This window comes from Arthrobacter sp. NicSoilB4 (genome assembly GCF_019977335.1).
Lineage (GTDB): Bacteria > Actinomycetota > Actinomycetes > Actinomycetales > Micrococcaceae > Arthrobacter.
This window is the reverse complement of record NZ_AP024653.1, coordinates 1399414-1414196: the sequence shown is the minus strand read 5'-3', so window position 1 is coordinate 1414196 and position 14783 is coordinate 1399414. Positions and strand designations below refer to the sequence as shown.

The 14783-nt window shown below is 67.4% G+C and carries 17 protein-coding genes; 6 read left to right on the top strand and 11 right to left on the bottom strand.

Annotation, left to right across the window (positions count from 1 at the left end; translation table 11 throughout):
* Positions 1–2: 2 nt before the first annotated feature.
* On the bottom strand, positions 3–1064 hold the full coding sequence (gene pheS / locus LDO13_RS06345; RefSeq protein WP_224049176.1) for a phenylalanine--tRNA ligase subunit alpha: 1062 nt from the start codon (positions 1062–1064) through the stop codon (positions 3–5).
* 280 nt (positions 1065–1344) lie between these two features.
* Between pheS and LDO13_RS06340 the strand changes: the two genes are divergently transcribed.
* Together LDO13_RS06340 and LDO13_RS06335 are read left to right on the top strand one after the other, a co-directional pair.
* Positions 1345–1800, top strand: coding sequence for a hypothetical protein (locus LDO13_RS06340; protein WP_224049175.1), 456 nt, complete (start codon positions 1345–1347; stop codon positions 1798–1800).
* On the top strand, positions 1797–2435 hold the full coding sequence (locus LDO13_RS06335; RefSeq protein ID WP_224049174.1) for an SIMPL domain-containing protein: 639 nt from the start codon (positions 1797–1799) through the stop codon (positions 2433–2435). The genes LDO13_RS06340 and LDO13_RS06335 overlap by 4 nt, the downstream gene beginning before the upstream one ends.
* 16 nt (positions 2436–2451) lie before the next feature.
* Here the strand turns inward: LDO13_RS06335 and pcp are convergent, their stop codons facing one another.
* A complete protein-coding gene (gene pcp / locus LDO13_RS06330) occupies positions 2452–3093 on the bottom strand; it encodes a pyroglutamyl-peptidase I (protein WP_224049173.1) in 642 nt (213 codons plus the stop codon).
* Positions 3094–3215: 122 nt separating this feature from the next.
* Between pcp and LDO13_RS06325 the strand changes: the two genes are divergently transcribed.
* The gene (locus LDO13_RS06325; RefSeq protein ID WP_224049172.1) at positions 3216–4457 is read left to right on the top strand and encodes an Rv2578c family radical SAM protein; all 1242 of its coding nucleotides are present in this window, start codon (positions 3216–3218) and stop codon (positions 4455–4457) included.
* 54 nt (positions 4458–4511) lie between these two features.
* Here LDO13_RS06325 and LDO13_RS06320 read toward each other — a convergent pair whose 3' ends face one another.
* The 4 genes from LDO13_RS06320 to LDO13_RS06305 form a co-directional block, all read right to left on the bottom strand.
* Positions 4512–5885 (bottom strand): NAD(P)(+) transhydrogenase (Re/Si-specific) subunit beta, encoded by a 1374-nt coding sequence (locus LDO13_RS06320; RefSeq protein ID WP_224049171.1) that lies wholly within the window; start codon positions 5883–5885, stop codon positions 4512–4514.
* The gene (locus tag LDO13_RS06315; RefSeq protein ID WP_224049695.1) at positions 5882–6199 is read right to left on the bottom strand and encodes an NAD(P) transhydrogenase subunit alpha; all 318 of its coding nucleotides are present in this window, start codon (positions 6197–6199) and stop codon (positions 5882–5884) included. The genes LDO13_RS06320 and LDO13_RS06315 overlap by 4 nt, the downstream gene beginning before the upstream one ends.
* Positions 6199–7356 (bottom strand): Re/Si-specific NAD(P)(+) transhydrogenase subunit alpha, encoded by a 1158-nt coding sequence (locus LDO13_RS06310; protein WP_224049170.1) that lies wholly within the window; start codon positions 7354–7356, stop codon positions 6199–6201. The genes LDO13_RS06315 and LDO13_RS06310 overlap by 1 nt, the downstream gene beginning before the upstream one ends.
* Positions 7357–7445: 89 nt before the next feature.
* Positions 7446–7901, bottom strand: coding sequence for a (deoxy)nucleoside triphosphate pyrophosphohydrolase (locus LDO13_RS06305; RefSeq protein WP_224049169.1), 456 nt, complete (start codon positions 7899–7901; stop codon positions 7446–7448).
* Positions 7902–8073: 172 nt separating this feature from the next.
* On the opposite strand from LDO13_RS06305, the gene LDO13_RS06300 reads away from it, so the two are divergent.
* Positions 8074–9282 carry an MFS transporter gene (locus LDO13_RS06300; RefSeq protein WP_224049168.1) on the top strand — a complete coding sequence of 403 codons (1209 nt, stop codon included), beginning with the start codon at positions 8074–8076 and terminating at the stop codon, positions 9280–9282.
* 72 nt (positions 9283–9354) lie between these two features.
* On the opposite strand, the gene LDO13_RS06295 is transcribed toward LDO13_RS06300, so the two are convergent.
* Positions 9355–10275, bottom strand: a complete 921-nt coding sequence (locus LDO13_RS06295; protein ID WP_224049167.1) for a cation diffusion facilitator family transporter — start codon at positions 10273–10275, stop codon at positions 9355–9357.
* 290 nt (positions 10276–10565) lie between these two features.
* Here LDO13_RS06295 and LDO13_RS06290 point away from each other — a divergent pair, with 290 nt between their 5' ends.
* Complete coding sequence (locus LDO13_RS06290) at positions 10566–10835, top strand: GlsB/YeaQ/YmgE family stress response membrane protein (protein WP_223985465.1); 270 nt, start codon at positions 10566–10568, stop codon at positions 10833–10835.
* Positions 10836–10946: 111 nt separating this feature from the next.
* Here LDO13_RS06290 and LDO13_RS06285 read toward each other — a convergent pair whose 3' ends face one another.
* The 4 genes from LDO13_RS06285 to infC form a co-directional block, all read right to left on the bottom strand.
* Positions 10947–11858, bottom strand: coding sequence for an RNA methyltransferase (locus tag LDO13_RS06285; RefSeq protein WP_224049166.1), 912 nt, complete (start codon positions 11856–11858; stop codon positions 10947–10949).
* 64 nt (positions 11859–11922) lie between these two features.
* A complete protein-coding gene (gene rplT, locus LDO13_RS06280; RefSeq protein WP_224049165.1) occupies positions 11923–12402 on the bottom strand; it encodes a 50S ribosomal protein L20 in 480 nt (159 codons plus the stop codon).
* Positions 12403–12521: 119 nt separating this feature from the next.
* Positions 12522–12716 (bottom strand): 50S ribosomal protein L35, encoded by a 195-nt coding sequence (rpmI, locus tag LDO13_RS06275; protein WP_009358635.1) that lies wholly within the window; start codon positions 12714–12716, stop codon positions 12522–12524.
* Positions 12717–12831: 115 nt separating this feature from the next.
* Positions 12832–13944: a translation initiation factor IF-3 gene (gene infC / locus LDO13_RS06270; RefSeq protein ID WP_263422146.1), complete on the bottom strand. Its 1113-nt coding sequence runs from the start codon at positions 13942–13944 to the stop codon at positions 12832–12834.
* A gap of 451 nt (positions 13945–14395) precedes the next feature.
* Between infC and LDO13_RS06265 the strand changes: the two genes are divergently transcribed.
* Entirely contained in the window at positions 14396–14782 is a 387-nt protein-coding gene (locus LDO13_RS06265; RefSeq protein WP_224049163.1) for a DUF1844 domain-containing protein, read from the top strand.
* Position 14783 lies beyond the last annotated feature (1 nt).

The window sequence follows — 14783 nt, the reverse complement described above, 5'->3', positions numbered from 1 at the left end:
TGTTAGATCTCCATCCCGAAGTGCTCGCTGAAACGTACGTCGCCTTCGATCATGTCGCGCATGTCGCCGACCTCGTTGCGGAACATCAGGGTCCGCTCGATGCCCATGCCGAAGGCAAAACCTGAATAGAGGTCCGGATCGATGCCGGCGGCCCGGAGCACGTTGGGGTTGACCATGCCGCAGCCGCCCCATTCGATCCAGCTGGGACCGCCTTTGGCGCCCGGGTGCCAGATATCCAGCTCGGCAGACGGTTCCGTGAACGGGAAGTAGTTCGGGCGCAGCCGGATCTGGGCCTCGTCGCCGAACATCTGGCGCGCGAGGTGCTCCAGGGTGCCGCGGAGGTCCGCCATGCTGAGCTTCTTGTCGATGGCCAGGCCCTCGAACTGGTGGAACACGGGGGTGTGCGTGGCGTCGAGCTCGTCGGTGCGGAACACCTTGCCGGGGCACAGCACGTAGATCGGCAGTTCGCGTTCCAGCATGGAGCGGACCTGAACGGGCGATGTGTGGGTGCGCATCAGCAGGTGGGCCTCGGGCGGCTCCACGAAGAACGTGTCCTGCATTTCGCGGGCCGGGTGGTCCGGCTTGAAGTTCAGCGCGTCGAAGTTGAACCATTCGGACTCGACCTCGGGGCCCTCGGCGATCTCCCAGCCCATGCCAACGAAGATGTCCGCGACGCGTTCCTGCAGGGTGGACAGCGGGTGGCGTGCACCGGCACGACGGCGGCGCGGGGCCGCGGTGACGTCGACAGTCTCCTCGACCAGGATGCGGGCGTCGTTCTCGGCTTCGAGCTCGGCCGTGCGGTCCGCGAGCGCTTTGTTGACGCGTCCGCGGGAGGAGCCCATGAGCTTGCCGGCGGCGGCCTTCTGGTCCTTCGGCAGCCCGCCGATTTCACGGTTGGCGAGGCTCAGCGCGGACTTCTCACCGGTGTGGGCGAGGCGCACGGCCTTGAGTTCATCGAGCGTGGAGGCGGCGGCAATGGCGGCAACGGCCTGGTCTACGGCGGCGGTGATGGCGGCTTCATCCAGGGGATTCGGGACGCCGGCGCCCGGCAAAGTTTCAGTCATCTACTGTTCTTAGCTACGAGTCGGTTCATGCCAACGGCACAGGACCTTCAGGGGTGCAGGGACCAGCGCGTCGGCAAAGGACAGGGCTCGCCTAAATCGCTCCGGCGGGCACTCCCCTTCAGTCTAGTTGAACGGGCTCAGGTGCCCGAACGTGACGGCGCCCGCGCTGCCGCTCCCCCCTCCCGCTCCCCTAGGCCTCGGCACTGCGGCCCTGCCCGCGCCGCCAGGCATCCCGCATGGTCCCATCCCGCATGGCGGGGCGCCCGGCTAGCATGGCCTCATGACGCCGGGACAACGGCTACGGCAGCTGGCCAATGTACTGAATGCAACAACTCCGCTGGGGCTGCTGCTGGCCGGCTGTGCCCGCACGTCCGTCCGCCGGGGGCCCCGGGGACTGCTGATTGCCGCCGGCTACCGCTGGCGGCTCCCCTTCGCCGCCGCGTTCACGGTGGGCAATGTGGTGCTCTTCCGCGCCGGGCCGGAGGAGGTCCTGGCCAACCCCGTCCTGCTGGGGCACGAAGAGCGCCACTGCACGCAGTACGCCTGGTGCCTGGGCCTTCCGTTCCTGCCGTTGTATTTCCTCGCGGCAGGCTGGTCCCTGCTCCGGACGGGCAACCCCGGCTCGCGCAATTTCTTCGAACGCCGGGCCGGGCTGCAGGCCGGCGGCTATCCGGAGCCGGACGCCCGATCCCGGCACACGATCCGAACATCCGAAACGGAACGAGGCATGACATGACCGACAGCCCCAGGACAATCTCCGTCACCGGGTCCGGCAGCGCGGAAGCCGCCCCGGACCTGCTGACCCTCTCCATCGGCGTCGAGTGCCGCAGGGAGGACGTCGGCGCCGCGTACGGAGAGGCGGGCCGGGTCTCGTCGGCGATCACAGCGGCACTCCGCGGGTACGGCGTCGCCAATCCGGACATCACGACGTCGGGCCTCAATGTGCGCGCAGAGGTGAACTGGCAGGAGGGTCGGGGGCAGGTGGTCTCGGGCTACCTGGCGTCGACGGTCCTGAGTGTCCGGATCCGGGAACTGGGGACATCGTCGGAGGTCATTGCCGCCGCGGTCGCGGCCGGCGGCAACGACGTCCGGCTCAACGGGCTGGAACTCGGCTTCGCCGACCCCGCCGCCGTCGCCGCCCGGGCCCGCGAGGCCGCCTGGCAGGACGCCCTCACCACGGCCGGGCACTTCGCGTCGCTCGCCGGGGCTTCATTGGGCAGAGTCGTTTCGCTCGAGCAGCAGTCCGGCCACCCGGCGCCCATCCCGGTCGCGAAGATGCAGCGGGCCGCCGCGGTGGAGTCGCTCACGGTGGAGGCCGGCGAGTCCAGCATCAGCGCCACGGTCGGCGTCGTGTGGGAACTGCTCGGCTGAGATGGCCCCTGGGCCCCTAGTGCGTGGCGCCGGCAGGGATTTTGAGGTCCACCGCGGTCGCCAGTGAACTGCGAACGACGACGGCGAGCGCCTCCGCCAGTTGATCCAACGGAAGGGATGGGTCCGTGCTCCCCGGCGGCAACTGGGCCGGCTCGTAAGGAACATGGACAAAGCCTCCCCGCGTTCGGGGCCGAAGCCGCAGGGCATGCATCAGCCCGTAGAAGACGTGGTTGCAGACGTAGGTGCCGGCGGTCTGGGAAACTTCGGCGGGGATTTCTGCCGCCTGCAGGGCTGCGAGCGCCGCTTTCACCGGAAGGGTGCTGAAGTAGGCAGCCGGTCCCCCGTCGACCACGGGCCGGTCCACGGGCGAGTTGCCCGCATTGTCCTGGATCCGGGCGTCGTCGCAGTTGATCGCGATCCGCTCCAGCGAGATCCGGGACCGTCCGCCGGCCTGGCCCGCGCAGACCACCAGTTCCGGGCGGTAGCGCTCCAGCGCTGCTTCCAGTACGCGGATCGCGTCCCCAAAGACGCAGGGCAGCTCCACAGCCTGCGCGTCGAGCCCCTCATTCCGGAGCCGCGCCGCGGCGTCCCGTGCGGCCGCCCACGACGGGTTGGTACTCCCGCCGCCGAACGGTTCGAACCCTGTCAGCAGAATCATCGCCCCAGCCTAGCAATGCCGCCCGCCCGGGAACCGGCCGGCAGAACCCAGCCCCAAAAGGTGTGCGGTCCGATGCGGCGCGGGCCCTTGACTTAGACTCGAACATATATTCGAATAGGGTCATGAGATGGGACGCGCAAGCACTGAAACCGGCGCCCGGAGACAGGGTCCTAAATTCAGGGGTCCTAAGTTCCGGGGAACCGCGTCATGGGGAACCTGGAGAAACGGGTGGGCGCAGCCAGTCCCCCGCCCCGGATGCCCTGCTGCCCCTGATCGGGCTGGTGCGCTCCGTGACCACCCCCGAGTTCGCCGGGGTCACTTTCCATGAGGTCACTGCCAAATCGGTGCTCAACAAAGTGGTCGCCGGTTCCCGGATGCCGTTCGAGTGGACCATCAACCCCTACCGCGGCTGCAGCCACGCCTGCGTCTACTGCTTCGCCCGGAAGAGCCACACCTACCTCGACTTCGACGCCGGGCTGGACTTTGACAGCCAGGTGGTGGTGAAGATCAACGCCGCCGAGGTCCTGCGCCGGGAACTGGCCAAACCCTCGTGGGGGCGGCAGCACGTGGCCCTGGGCACCAATACGGATCCGTACCAGCGGGCCGAGGGCCGCTACCAGCTGATGCCGGGCATCATCGGGGCGCTGGCCGATTCCGGCACTCCCCTGTCGATCCTGACGAAGGGCACGTTGCTGGCCCGGGACATTCCGCTGTTGAAGCATGCCGCAGCCCAGGTGCCCGTCGGCGTGGGCATCTCCCTGGCGATGACGGACGAGCGCCTCTCCGAAGCCGTCGAGCCCGGTACACCCGGCCCGCGTGCGCGCTTGAAGCTGATCACCCGGCTTCGGGATGCGGGGCTTCCCTGCGGCGTGATGGCCATGCCTATCCTGCCGTGGCTCTCCGACAGCGACGAGGCCCTCGATTCCCTGTTCGCCTCCCTTGCCGCGGCGGGCGCCACCGGCGTCACGGCGGGAGCCCTCTACCTCAAGCCCGGAACCCGCGAATGGTTTATGCAGTGGATCGCCAGGGAACACCCGCAGCTCGCCGGGAAGTACCGCCGGCTGTATGGGACGGGCTCCTACGCCTCCAAGGAGTACCGGGACTGGCTGTCCGGACGCGTCCGGTACTTCAAGGCGCGCCACGGCTTCTCCGGCTCGCACGGCTTCAGCCACCGCGACCTCAACGGCGACCCCGGCAACAGTGATCTGGGCAGCAGTGATCCCGGCAGCATTGATTCCGGCAGCATTGATCCCCGGGACGAGGAAGCGCAGTACCCGGCCGGCAGCATCCCCGGGCCGGCCGCACTCGCCGGCGCCCGGCACGGGAGCCCTGCCGCCGAGGCAGCGCAGCCCACCCTGTTCTAGAGGCCCTGTCCCAGAAGGGCTGGTCCAGCGGGCCCTGTCCAGAGAGGCCCTGGCCTAGAGAGCCTTGACGGCGCCCAGGACGCGGGTGAGTGAATCCTTGGCGTCACCAAACAGGAGTGTGGTCTTGGGATCGAACAGCAGCTCGTTCTCGATCCCGGCGAAGCCAGGCCGCATGGAGCGTTTGAGGAACACCACCTGACCGGCTTGCGCCACCTCCAGGATCGGCATCCCGTAGATGGGCGCCCCGGGCGTCGACTTGGCGGCAGGATTGACCACGTCGTTGGCGCCCACAATGAGCGCCACGTCGGTGTTCGGGAACTCCGGGTTGGCTTCCTCGAGCTCCTTCAGCGCCTCATAGGGAACGTTCGCCTCTGCGAGGAGCACGTTCATGTGGCCCGGCATCCGCCCGGCCACCGGGTGGATGGCAAAGACCACCTCAACGCCGCGGGCCGCCAGGGCAATAGCGAGCTCCGCGATCGTGTGCTGGCCCTGGGCCACGGCAAGCCCGTAACCGGGGACGATCACCACCCGCTGCGCATAGCCGAGCTGTACGGCCACGTCCTCGGGCGAGGAGGAGCGCACGGGCCGGTCGCTCTGCTCGGTTGATCCCGCCGTCGAGCCGCCCCGGAAGGCGCCAAACATGATGCCCGCGACGCCGCGGCCCATGGCGGACGCCATCACCTTGGTCAGGATGGTACCGCTGGCCCCGACCAGCGTGCCGGCGACGAGCAGCAGCACATTGCCCAGCACAATTCCCGAGGCCGCGACCGCGAGGCCGGTGAACGCGTTGAGCAGGGAGATCACGATCGGCACATCGGCCCCGCCGACGGGCAGCACCAGAAGGAGGCCTGCCGCGAGGCCAAGCACCATCAGCGCCACAGCCCAGCCCGTTGAACCCGTCGCCACGACGATGCCTCCGGCAGCCACCGCCCCCAGCACCACAACACCCATCACCACTGGCATCCCGGGGAACACCAGGGGCCGGGTGCTGATCAGCTCCTGCAGCTTGCCCACCGTCACAGCCGAGCCAGCGAAGGACACGGCGCCGACCAGCATCGTGAACACCACGGCCAGCCGCACCCAGGGGTCCTCGCTGTGGCCGAGTTCCAGCACCGCCACCAGCGCCGCGGCTCCGCCGCCGACCCCGTTGAAGAGCGCGACTAGTTGCGGCATCTGGGTCATCTGCACCCGCCTGGCCACCGGGACGGCCACCGCGGAACCAACCGCGATCGCGGCAACGATCAGCGGGATGTTCTCCAGTTTGGCCGAGAGGAACACGGTGACGACTGCGACGAGGGCGCCGGCCGCTCCGATGGCGTTGCCCCGCCGGGCTGTCCGGGGAGAACTCAGACCCTTCAGCGCGAGGATGAAGCAGACCGCAGCCACGAGGTAGAAGAGGGCGGTCCACCCGGGGCCGAGGACGCTCATTTGCCGTCCTTCCCCGCACCGGCTGCGGGCCGGGCGGGCTTCCGCCCGCCGAACATCTCCAGCATCCGGTCAGTGACGACGAATCCGCCGACCAGGTTGGCGGTCGCCAGGACCACAGCGATGAGGGCGATGGTCAACAACCACGGGTCGCCGGCCTGGCCGGCCACGATGATGGCGCCCACCAGGATGATGCCGTGGATGGCGTTGGCACCGGACATCAGCGGAGTGTGCAGCTTGCTTGTCACCTTCGAGACGACTTCGAAGCCCACGAAGACAGCGAGCACCACCACTGTCAGCAGCGTGATCGGATCCATCACTTGAGGGCCTCCAGTGCTTCGGCGGTGGCGGCATGCCGGACGCAGCCGCCGTGGGTGAGGCAGGCGCCCGCGACAACTTCGTCGTCGAAGTCCGGAACGACCTTGCCGTCGACTGTCATGAGGGCCAGCAGGTTCGCGACGTTCTTGGCGAACAGCCTGGACGCGTCGGAGGGCATCGCCGAGGCGGCGTCCTGCAGCCCCACAAGGGTCACTGACCCGCCTTCAACCGGGATCTGGAGGTCCCGGCCCGCGAGGACTCCTTCGACGTTTCCGCCCGACTCTGCCGCAAGGTCGACGACGACCGAACCGGCCCGCATTCCGGCCACCATCTCCGTCGTCACCAGTAGGGGCGCAGCGCGGCCGGGGATGGCTGCCGTGGTGATGAGGACATCCGCCGCCGCGACGTGCGGGGCCAGCAGGGCGCGCTGGCGTTGGGCCCGGTCCTGGCCGAGCTCGCGGGCGTAGCCGCCGCTGCCTTCCGCGGGAGTGTCCGCCGTTCGAGTGTCCAGATCCAGATGGATGAAGGTTCCCCCCATCGAGGCGACCTCATCGGCGGAGGCTGCCCGGATGTCATTGGCGGAGACCCTCGCCCCCAGGCGCTTCGCGGTGCCGATCGCCTGCAGCCCGGCAACGCCGGCACCCAGGACGAGTACACGGGCGGGCGGAATCGTTCCGGCAGCCGTCATGTAAAGCGGGAAGAACCTCGGATAGCGCAGGGCCGCTTCCAGAACGGCACGGTAGCCGGAGACCAGCGATTGGGAACTGAGCGCGTCCATCGACTGGGCCCGGGAGATGCGCGGGACCAGCTCGAGCGCGAACGAGGTCACACCCGCAGCGGCGAGGGCGTCCACGGTGGGCAGTTCCGACGCCGGCGAGGCGAACCCGATGGTGATGGTGCCGGGGCGAAGGCCCGCGGCGGTCTCCGGCTCGAGCGGGCGGACGTGGAGCAGGACATCCAGTGATTCGGCGGCCAATTCCGGCACGACCGACGCTCCGGCCGCGGCGAAGGCGGCGTCGCCGTAGCCGGCCCCGGTGCCCGCGTTGCTTTCCACGGCCACCATTAAGCCCAGGTTAGTCAGCTGCTGCACCGTTTCCGGCGTGGCCGCCACCCTGCGCTCCCCTGCACACTGTTCCCGCCTGACCCCAACCCGCACGGGCTGCTCCTCTCGGTTCGCTTCAGCGTAGTTCCATGCTTCACGCTTTGGCGAGAGGAGGGGCCGCGTCGGCACACACGCTCAGCGGTTCAGTGCGCGGGCGCTGCCGTGGTCTCGGCCGCGGAGAGCCTGTCCAGCAGCGCCTCGACGATCGGCAGGTCCGCCGGAATCCATGGCAGGTCCAGCACCTCGTCGCGGTTCCGGAGGTCGATCCAGCGCAGCTCATCGTGGTCCTGCAGCGGGCGCGGATCGCCGTCGACGAGTTCGGCGAACCACACGCGCATGGCGGCGCGATCGTTGAGCGGCCAGCCGTCGGCGGACCCGCTGCCGAGTTCGGAGCCAAGCCGGACGCTCACGCCAAGCTCTTCGAACAGCTCGCGGTGCAAAGCCTGTTCCGCCGTCTCTCCGGCTTCGACTTTGCCGCCGGGGAACTCCCACATGCCGGCAAAGTGAGGGGGTGCCGTCCGCCGCGCCACAAGCAGCCGGCCGGGTTCGGCCAGGGAGTCCAGTACTGCGCCGCCGACAACGCCAATGAGTCCAGTCACGCCTCCAAGTCTAGGGGCGGCCCAGGGTTAGGGGACAATGGAAAAGGCCGCCGTCGGCGAGTACCCGGAATATCGGGCGCGACCGCCCCGTTACACGAAACAACTCACACATCTGATTTAACTTGCCGCATTCTCCTGGCTTCCGCCGGGAACGTTCCCGAAAAGCAGACGAATGACAACCACCACCCAAGCCCCGGCGGCGCCCAAAGCAGGCACCCGCCATCTTGCCCTTGCCATCCTTGCCCTTGCCATGGGCGGATTCGGCATCGGCACTACGGAGTTCACCATGATGGGCCTGCTGAAGGAGGTGGAGCAGGGACTCAACATCAGCACCCCGGAAGCAGGACACCTGATCTCCGCCTACGCACTCGGCGTCGTGATCGGAGCCCCGCTGCTGGCCGCCGTCGGCGCCAAAATGCCGCGTAAATACCTTGCCTTGGGGCTCATGCTGTTCTTCAGCATCGCGAACCTGACGTCCTTCATCGCCCCGGACTACGGCACCATGCTGGTGTCCCGCTTCGCCGCGGGCCTGCCGCACGGGGCGTTCTTCGGCGTCGCGGCCGTGATCGCGGCGTCCCTCGTTGCTCCGACCAAGCGCGGCTGGGCCATTTCGATGGTCATGGCCGGGCTGACCGTCTCCAACGTCATCGGCGTCCCGTTCGGCACCTGGCTGGGCCAGACGTACGGCTGGCGGCTGCTCTTCCTGCTGGTGGGCCTGATCGGCATTCTGACCCTGGTGATGCTCTGGAAATTCGTCCCGTTCCAGAAGCCGCACGCCGACGCTAGCTTCCGCCGCGAACTGGGCGCCCTCAAGCGGCTCCAGGTCTGGCTGGCAATCCTGATCGGCATCGTCGGCTTCGGCGGTTTCTTCGCCACGTACACATACATTGCGCACACGATGACCTCCGTGGCGGGCATTCCCGCCGCCTGGCTACCGCTCGTCGTCGCGCTTTACGGGCTGGGCATGGTGGCCGGCAACATCGTCGGCGGCCGGATCGCGGACAAGTCCGTCATGGGCACCATCTACTGGGTGCTGCCCGGCATCGCCGTGGCACTCGTGGTCTACGCCGTCGCCGTGCACTGGCCGTGGTCCGCCTACGTTATGGTCTTCATCGTCGGCGGCGCCGGCTCCCTGCTGGTCCCGGCGCTGCAGACGCGCCTGCTGGATGCCTCCCCGGATGCCCCGTCGCTGGCTTCCTCGCTCAACCACGCCGCCCTCAACGTCGCCAACGCCCTGGGCGCCTTCCTCGGCGGCCTCGTGATCGCGTGGGGCTGGGGCTACGTGGCACCCGCCCTCGTCGGGGCCCTACTGGCCGTCCTCGGCCTCGGCGTCGCCGCCATCAGCGGACTCGTGGAACGCAAGAGGCCGCTGGTCCGGTAGCCGCATGGGGGCTGCCGGGCCGGCGGCCCCTCAGAACTCTTGTCGCCCTAACAGCGGGCCCGCTGGCTCCGGCTACGGGGTGCTGACGCGCTGAACATCCGGTTCCAGGTAGATGACCCGGGCGATCGGAACAGCGTCGCGGATCCGGATCTCGGCGTCGTCGATCGCTTTGGCGATTTCCTGGCCCGTCTCCGATCGGCCGATGCTGATCTTGGCCGCAACCAGGAGTTCCTCCGGGCCCAGGTGCAGGGTCTTCAGGTGGATGATCGAGGTGCCGTCGGACTCGATGGCCGCCCGGATCTTGACGACGTCGTCCTTTGTTGCCGACTCGCCGAGCAGCAGGGACTTGGTTTCAATGGCCAGCACCGCGGCGATGGCCACGAGCAGGAAGCCGATCATTGCCGTACCAAGGGCATCCCAGATGCCGTTTCCGGTGATGAGGGTCAGGCTCACGCCGAAGAGTGCGAAGACCAGACCCACGAGGGCGCCGAAATCTTCGAGAAGGATAACCGGCAGCTCCGGCTGCTTGGCGCTGCGGACGAACCTGACCCAGGTCTGCTCGCCGCGGATGTGGTTGGATTCGATGATCGCGGTCCGGAACGAGAAGGATTCGGCGATGATGGCGCCGATGAGGACGGCGAGCGGGACCCACCAGAACGCACCCTCGATGGGGTGCGGGTGCTGGAGTTTGCCCCACGCCTCATACAGGGCGAAGAGGCCGCCGACGCTGAACAGCACGATTGAGACGATGAAGGCGTAGATGTAACGCTCGCGTCCGTAGCCGAAGGGGTGCTCCGGACTCGCCGCCCGCTTCGCCCGCTTGCCGCCCACCAGCAGCAGGAGCTGGTTGCCGGAGTCCGCGAGCGAGTGGATCGCTTCGGCGAGCATGGATGATGAAAACGTCAGGAAATATGCGACGAATTTCAGGGCGGCGATGGTCAGGTTCGCGGCCAACGCCGCAACAATCGCCTTGGTACCGCCATTTGCAGCCAAGAGAGCTTCTCCTTAGGGGTGGTTCTACCGTGTGGTGGACTCCGGCCGGTGCCTCCACAAGGAATACCGTACCCGTCATCGCCCCGGCGGAGCACAGCAGGCTGTACGTCCGGCCCCGGCCGGCGCCCCGCCTGAACCCCGGGGGAAACCCCGGGCGAACCGCAACGACGCAGGTCACCGGGCAAGTAACGATTGGGTGTGATTCTGCTGACAAGCAAACCGGCCTATGTTAGCTTGAAGCCATAATCGGAATTCACTATTTGGATGCCGACGAATATGTAGGAGGAGCAATGGGCTTTCTAGGCTGGATCATTCTCGGACTCATAGTAGGTGCAATCGTAAAGGCAGTTATGCCTGGCAGGGTCGGAGGCGGCTGGGTGACCAGCCTCGTGCTCGGTGTTGTCGGCGCAGTTGTCGGCGGCTGGATCGGCGATCTGTTGTTCGGCGGCGGCAAGATGGAATTTTGGAACCTCGGTTCCTGGCTCCTGGCCATCGTCGGCGGCCTGGTGGTTGCCCTTGTCTACGGCGCCATCACAGGACGCAACAAGACCACGACCTAACCGCTGGGATACGACGGCGGGAGCCCACCTTTCGGTGGACCCCCGCCGTATTTTTTTGCGCGTTTTTCGTCTCTGGCTGTTTGCCGGGCCCTGCTGCGGGCCCGCGCGGACCTAGTCTTGCGGGGTTCCGCCGACCTGCTGCGAGCGGGCGCTGGCATAGAGGCAGACCGTCGCCGCGGTCCCCAGGTTGAGGCTTTCGGCTGCCCCGTAGACGGGGACGGCCACCCGGTGGTCCGCCAGGGCGAGCTCTTCTTCGGAGAGGCCCTGGGCCTCGTTGCCAAACAGCCACGCCGTGGGGCTCTCCAGCGCGAACTCCGAACCCGTCGAGGCTGCTCCGAGCCGGCGGGCCGCGTTCTGGTCCTGCAACGTATCGAGGTTTAGCGGGCCCTGGCCGTCCGCGGCGAGGACTCCGATGCCGCGTTCCTTGCACTGGGCCACCAGCTCCTCGATCTCGGCGCCGAGCACCACAGGGAGGTGGAAGAGGGATCCCGCCGTCGAACGCACGGCTTTGGGGTTGTAGATGTCGACGCTGGAGGCGGTCAGGATGACAGCATCTGCGCCGGCGGCGTCGGCTGCCCGGAGCACGGTGCCGGCGTTGCCGGGATCCCGGACCTGGCACAGCACGGCAACCAGGCGCGGGCCGGCGTCGAGCACCTGATCGAGACTCACGTCCAGGAAGCCGCAGACCGCGAGGATGCCCTGCGGGGTGACCGTATCCGCCATCGCGGCCAGCACTTCGTCGGTGGCCAGGTAGGCGGTGGTGCCCTCCGCGAGTGTCTCCAGGTCCGGGTGCCGGTCCAGGCAGGACTCGCTCGCGTAGACCTCATAGACGATGCCGGGCTCCCCCGCGGCAAGCCTCTTCTGGTGCAGGACAAGTGCTTCCCGGACCGCCTGAGGCCCCTCCGCCAGGAACTCCCGGCGCTTTAAACGGGCCGGGCGCCCGGCAAGCTGTGCCACCTTCCTCACCCGATCAGCTCGAGGATTGGAAAGTGCAGAGTCTTGCGGGCGCCCGGTTTCGTTCATATAAGAACCTTAGTGGCTTTCGCGGCCGGCTCTTGAACGAGGGAGGTCGGAAACTACCTCAGTGCTACTCGGCAGCCTTGTCAGCGGCAGGCTTCTTGGCAGCCGGCTTCTTGGCGGGAGCCTTCTTGGCAGCCGGCTTCTTGGCGGCCGGTGCAGCCTCAGCCTGGACGGCCGGAGCGGACGTGTCGGCGGGCAGCGAGTCCTTGGCGATCTTGACCAGCGCGGCGAAGGCGTTGGCGTCGGAGACGGCCAGTTCGGCCAGCATCCGGCGGTCAACCTCGACCTCAGCGGCCTTGAGGCCCTGGATCAGACGGTTGTAGGTCAGGCCGTTGGCGCGGGATGCAGCGTTGATGCGCTGGATCCACAGGCGGCGGAAGTCGCCCTTCTTCTTCTTGCGGTCGCCGTAGCTGTACACAAACGAGTGCAGCAGCTGCTCTTTGGCCTTGCGGTACAGGCGTGAACGCTGTCCACGGTAGCCCTTTGCGCGCTCAAGAATAACCCGGCGCTTCTTGTGGGCGTTTACCGCCCTCTTCACACGTGCCACGTGCGTACTCCTTCGAAAATCTGATCCCAAGCATCTACTGCCGGATCAACCGGCTGGCCTGAGAAGCCTTTTTGGTAGTTGACTGCTGCCAGGTGGCGAACAGTCAGAGAACTTGGAACTTAGATGCCGAGCATCTTCCGGATGACCTTGGCGTCGCCCTTGAAGACGATCTTGTCGCCGGCGAGGCGGCGGGTCAGCCTGGAGGACTTGTGCTCGAGGTAGTGGCGGCGGTTGGCCTGCTGGCGGCGCAGCTTGCCGCTGCCGGTCAGCTTGAAGCGCTTCTTAGCACCACTGTGGGTCTTCATCTTCGGCATGGGAACCGATCTCCTTACGTATCCGCAGACAAGGCCTGCAGTCTTTCGTGCAGCCGCCCCTGCGGGCGGCGTGCTGGTTGCTTGCTGCCGGACATTGCTGTCCGGCAGCCCTGAACTAGTTGGTCTTCTTGGTGCCCGGCTTGGCGGCGGCCTTCGGGGCAGCCGGCCGTGCAGCAGGCTTCGGCGCCGCGGGACGCGGGACCGGCTTCGGAGCAGCAACCGGCTTCGGTGCTGCCGCCGGAGCGGCCTTTTCAGCCTCGGGAGCCTTCGCGGCTTCCGGGGCCTTCGCGGCTTCCGGAGCCTTGGCGGCGGCCTTGGGCGCCGCGGGCGCCTTGGCTACTGCCGGCTTGGCGGCGGCCTTCGGGGCTTCACGCTTCGGGGCGGCCTTGGGGGCCTCCTGCTTCGGCGCGGCTTTGGGGGCCTCCTGCTTCGGCGCGGCTTTGGGGGCCTCCTGTGCCGGGGCTTCCTCTGCCTTGGCGGCCGGGGCCTCCAAGGCGTCAGCCTTGGCGGCCTCGACCTTTTCGGCCGGGGCCTCCACGACGGCGGCTTCCGCGGCGGGAGCTTCCGTTGCGGTCACCTCGGCCTCGGGTGCCTCAGTCCGGACCTGGTAGCCTTCCGGCAGCAGGTCGGCCAGCGACTGCGTCAGGGGCGCCTCGGGGCCGGACGTGTCAACGCGGCCTCCACCCGAAGCCTTGGCTTCGTTCTCGGCCTTGGCTTCCGCACGCTGCGATGCGCGGCGGGCCTCTGCCTTGGCTTCGGCCTTGTTCTTCAGGGGACCGACCACCATGACCATGTTGCGGCCATCGATCCGCGGGCTGGACTCCACAACGCCGACTTCGGCGACGTCGTCGGCGAAGCGCTGGAGCAAGCGGATGCCCATCTCGGGGCGCTGCTGCTCACGGCCGCGGAACTGGATCATGGCCTTGACCTTGTCACCGGCACCGAGGAAGCGGAGCGCGTGGCCGCGCTTCGTCTCGTAGTCATGGGTGTCGATCTTCAGGCGGAAGCGGATTTCCTTCAGGACCGTGTTGGTCTGGTTCTTCCGGGCTTCGCGTGCCTTGACCGCGGCTTCGTACTTGTACTTGCCGAAGTCCATCAGCTTGCACACCGGAGGCTTGGCCTGCGGTGCAACTTCAACGAGATCAAGATCGGACTCGGCAGCCAAACGCAGGGCATCCTCAATACGGACAACGCCTACTTGCTCGCCTGCAGGGCCGACCAGCCGCACCTCGGGGACGCGGATACGCTCATTGATTCTTGGCTCGCTAATGTTAAAGCTCCTGTGTTCGTGAGAGGTATTCCACCGGCAAAAAGAGAAGGCCCCCAATTGCCGGAGCAATCGAAGGCCTCGAAGATCGGAGCTGCCTGCCTCGCGTGAGGCGGCATGCATCCTGCCAGGGCTGGCGCCCGGGAAGAATGCCCGACCAGGTACCCGGCAACCTTGCTTCTTGCGAAGCTTCCCGAAGGAGAGCGGCTGACGCGGGTGGGAGAGAACTCCGCTTGCAAACTGAAAGTCGATTCTACAGAAGAAATCCCGTCCGGCGCACCTGCATGACGGGCATGTTGGTTGCGGACGGGTTCCGGCTGTTATGCCGCTCCGGTGAATCAGCACTGGATCTGGAACACTGAATCTGGAACGAAATAACGACAATCAGTCGGTCTGTGACAAGCTTACCAGCATGAGCACTTCAGACAGTAATTCACACGTTTACGAGCCCGCCAGCGCCAAGGGCGACGTCTCACAGCAGGTCCGGGACATCTCCGAGGTGCCCGCGATCGAGGTCATCACCACCGCCGCCGTGCACCTCATGAGCGCCGCCGCCGTGAAGCTTGGCCTCGCCGCCGAGGAGAACGCCGAAGAGCTCAAGGACCTGGACGAGGCCCGCAAGCTGATCACCGCCCTCGCCGGCCTGGTCACGGCCGCGGCTCCCGAGATCGGTTCCCAGCACGCCGGGCCGTTGCGCGACGGACTGCGGTCCCTCCAGCTGGCTTTCCGCGAGGCGTCCATCATTCCGGACGCTCCGGGCAAGGGCCCGGGCGAGAAGTACACGGGCCCGGTCAACTAGG

Bases quoted from the DNA above. Each gene is read 5' to 3' on its own strand.
- pheS (WP_224049176.1), bottom strand. From the start codon at position 1,064: ATGACTGAAACTTTGCCGGGCGCCGGCGTCCCGAATCCCCTGGATGAA.
- LDO13_RS06340 (WP_224049175.1), top strand. From the start codon at position 1,345: ATGACGCCGGGACAACGGCTACGGCAGCTGGCCAATGTACTGAATGCA.
- LDO13_RS06335 (WP_224049174.1), top strand. From the start codon at position 1,797: ATGACCGACAGCCCCAGGACAATCTCCGTCACCGGGTCCGGCAGCGCG.
- pcp (WP_224049173.1), bottom strand. From the start codon at position 3,093: ATGATTCTGCTGACAGGGTTCGAACCGTTCGGCGGCGGGAGTACCAAC.
- LDO13_RS06325 (WP_224049172.1), top strand. From the start codon at position 3,216: ATGAGATGGGACGCGCAAGCACTGAAACCGGCGCCCGGAGACAGGGTC.
- LDO13_RS06320 (WP_224049171.1), bottom strand. From the start codon at position 5,885: ATGAGCGTCCTCGGCCCCGGGTGGACCGCCCTCTTCTACCTCGTGGCT.
- LDO13_RS06315 (WP_224049695.1), bottom strand. From the start codon at position 6,199: ATGGATCCGATCACGCTGCTGACAGTGGTGGTGCTCGCTGTCTTCGTG.
- LDO13_RS06300 (WP_224049168.1), top strand. From the start codon at position 8,074: ATGACAACCACCACCCAAGCCCCGGCGGCGCCCAAAGCAGGCACCCGC.
- LDO13_RS06290 (WP_223985465.1), top strand. From the start codon at position 10,566: ATGGGCTTTCTAGGCTGGATCATTCTCGGACTCATAGTAGGTGCAATC.
- LDO13_RS06285 (WP_224049166.1), bottom strand. From the start codon at position 11,858: ATGAACGAAACCGGGCGCCCGCAAGACTCTGCACTTTCCAATCCTCGA.
- rpmI (WP_009358635.1), bottom strand. From the start codon at position 12,716: ATGCCGAAGATGAAGACCCACAGTGGTGCTAAGAAGCGCTTCAAGCTG.
- LDO13_RS06265 (WP_224049163.1), top strand. From the start codon at position 14,396: ATGAGCACTTCAGACAGTAATTCACACGTTTACGAGCCCGCCAGCGCC.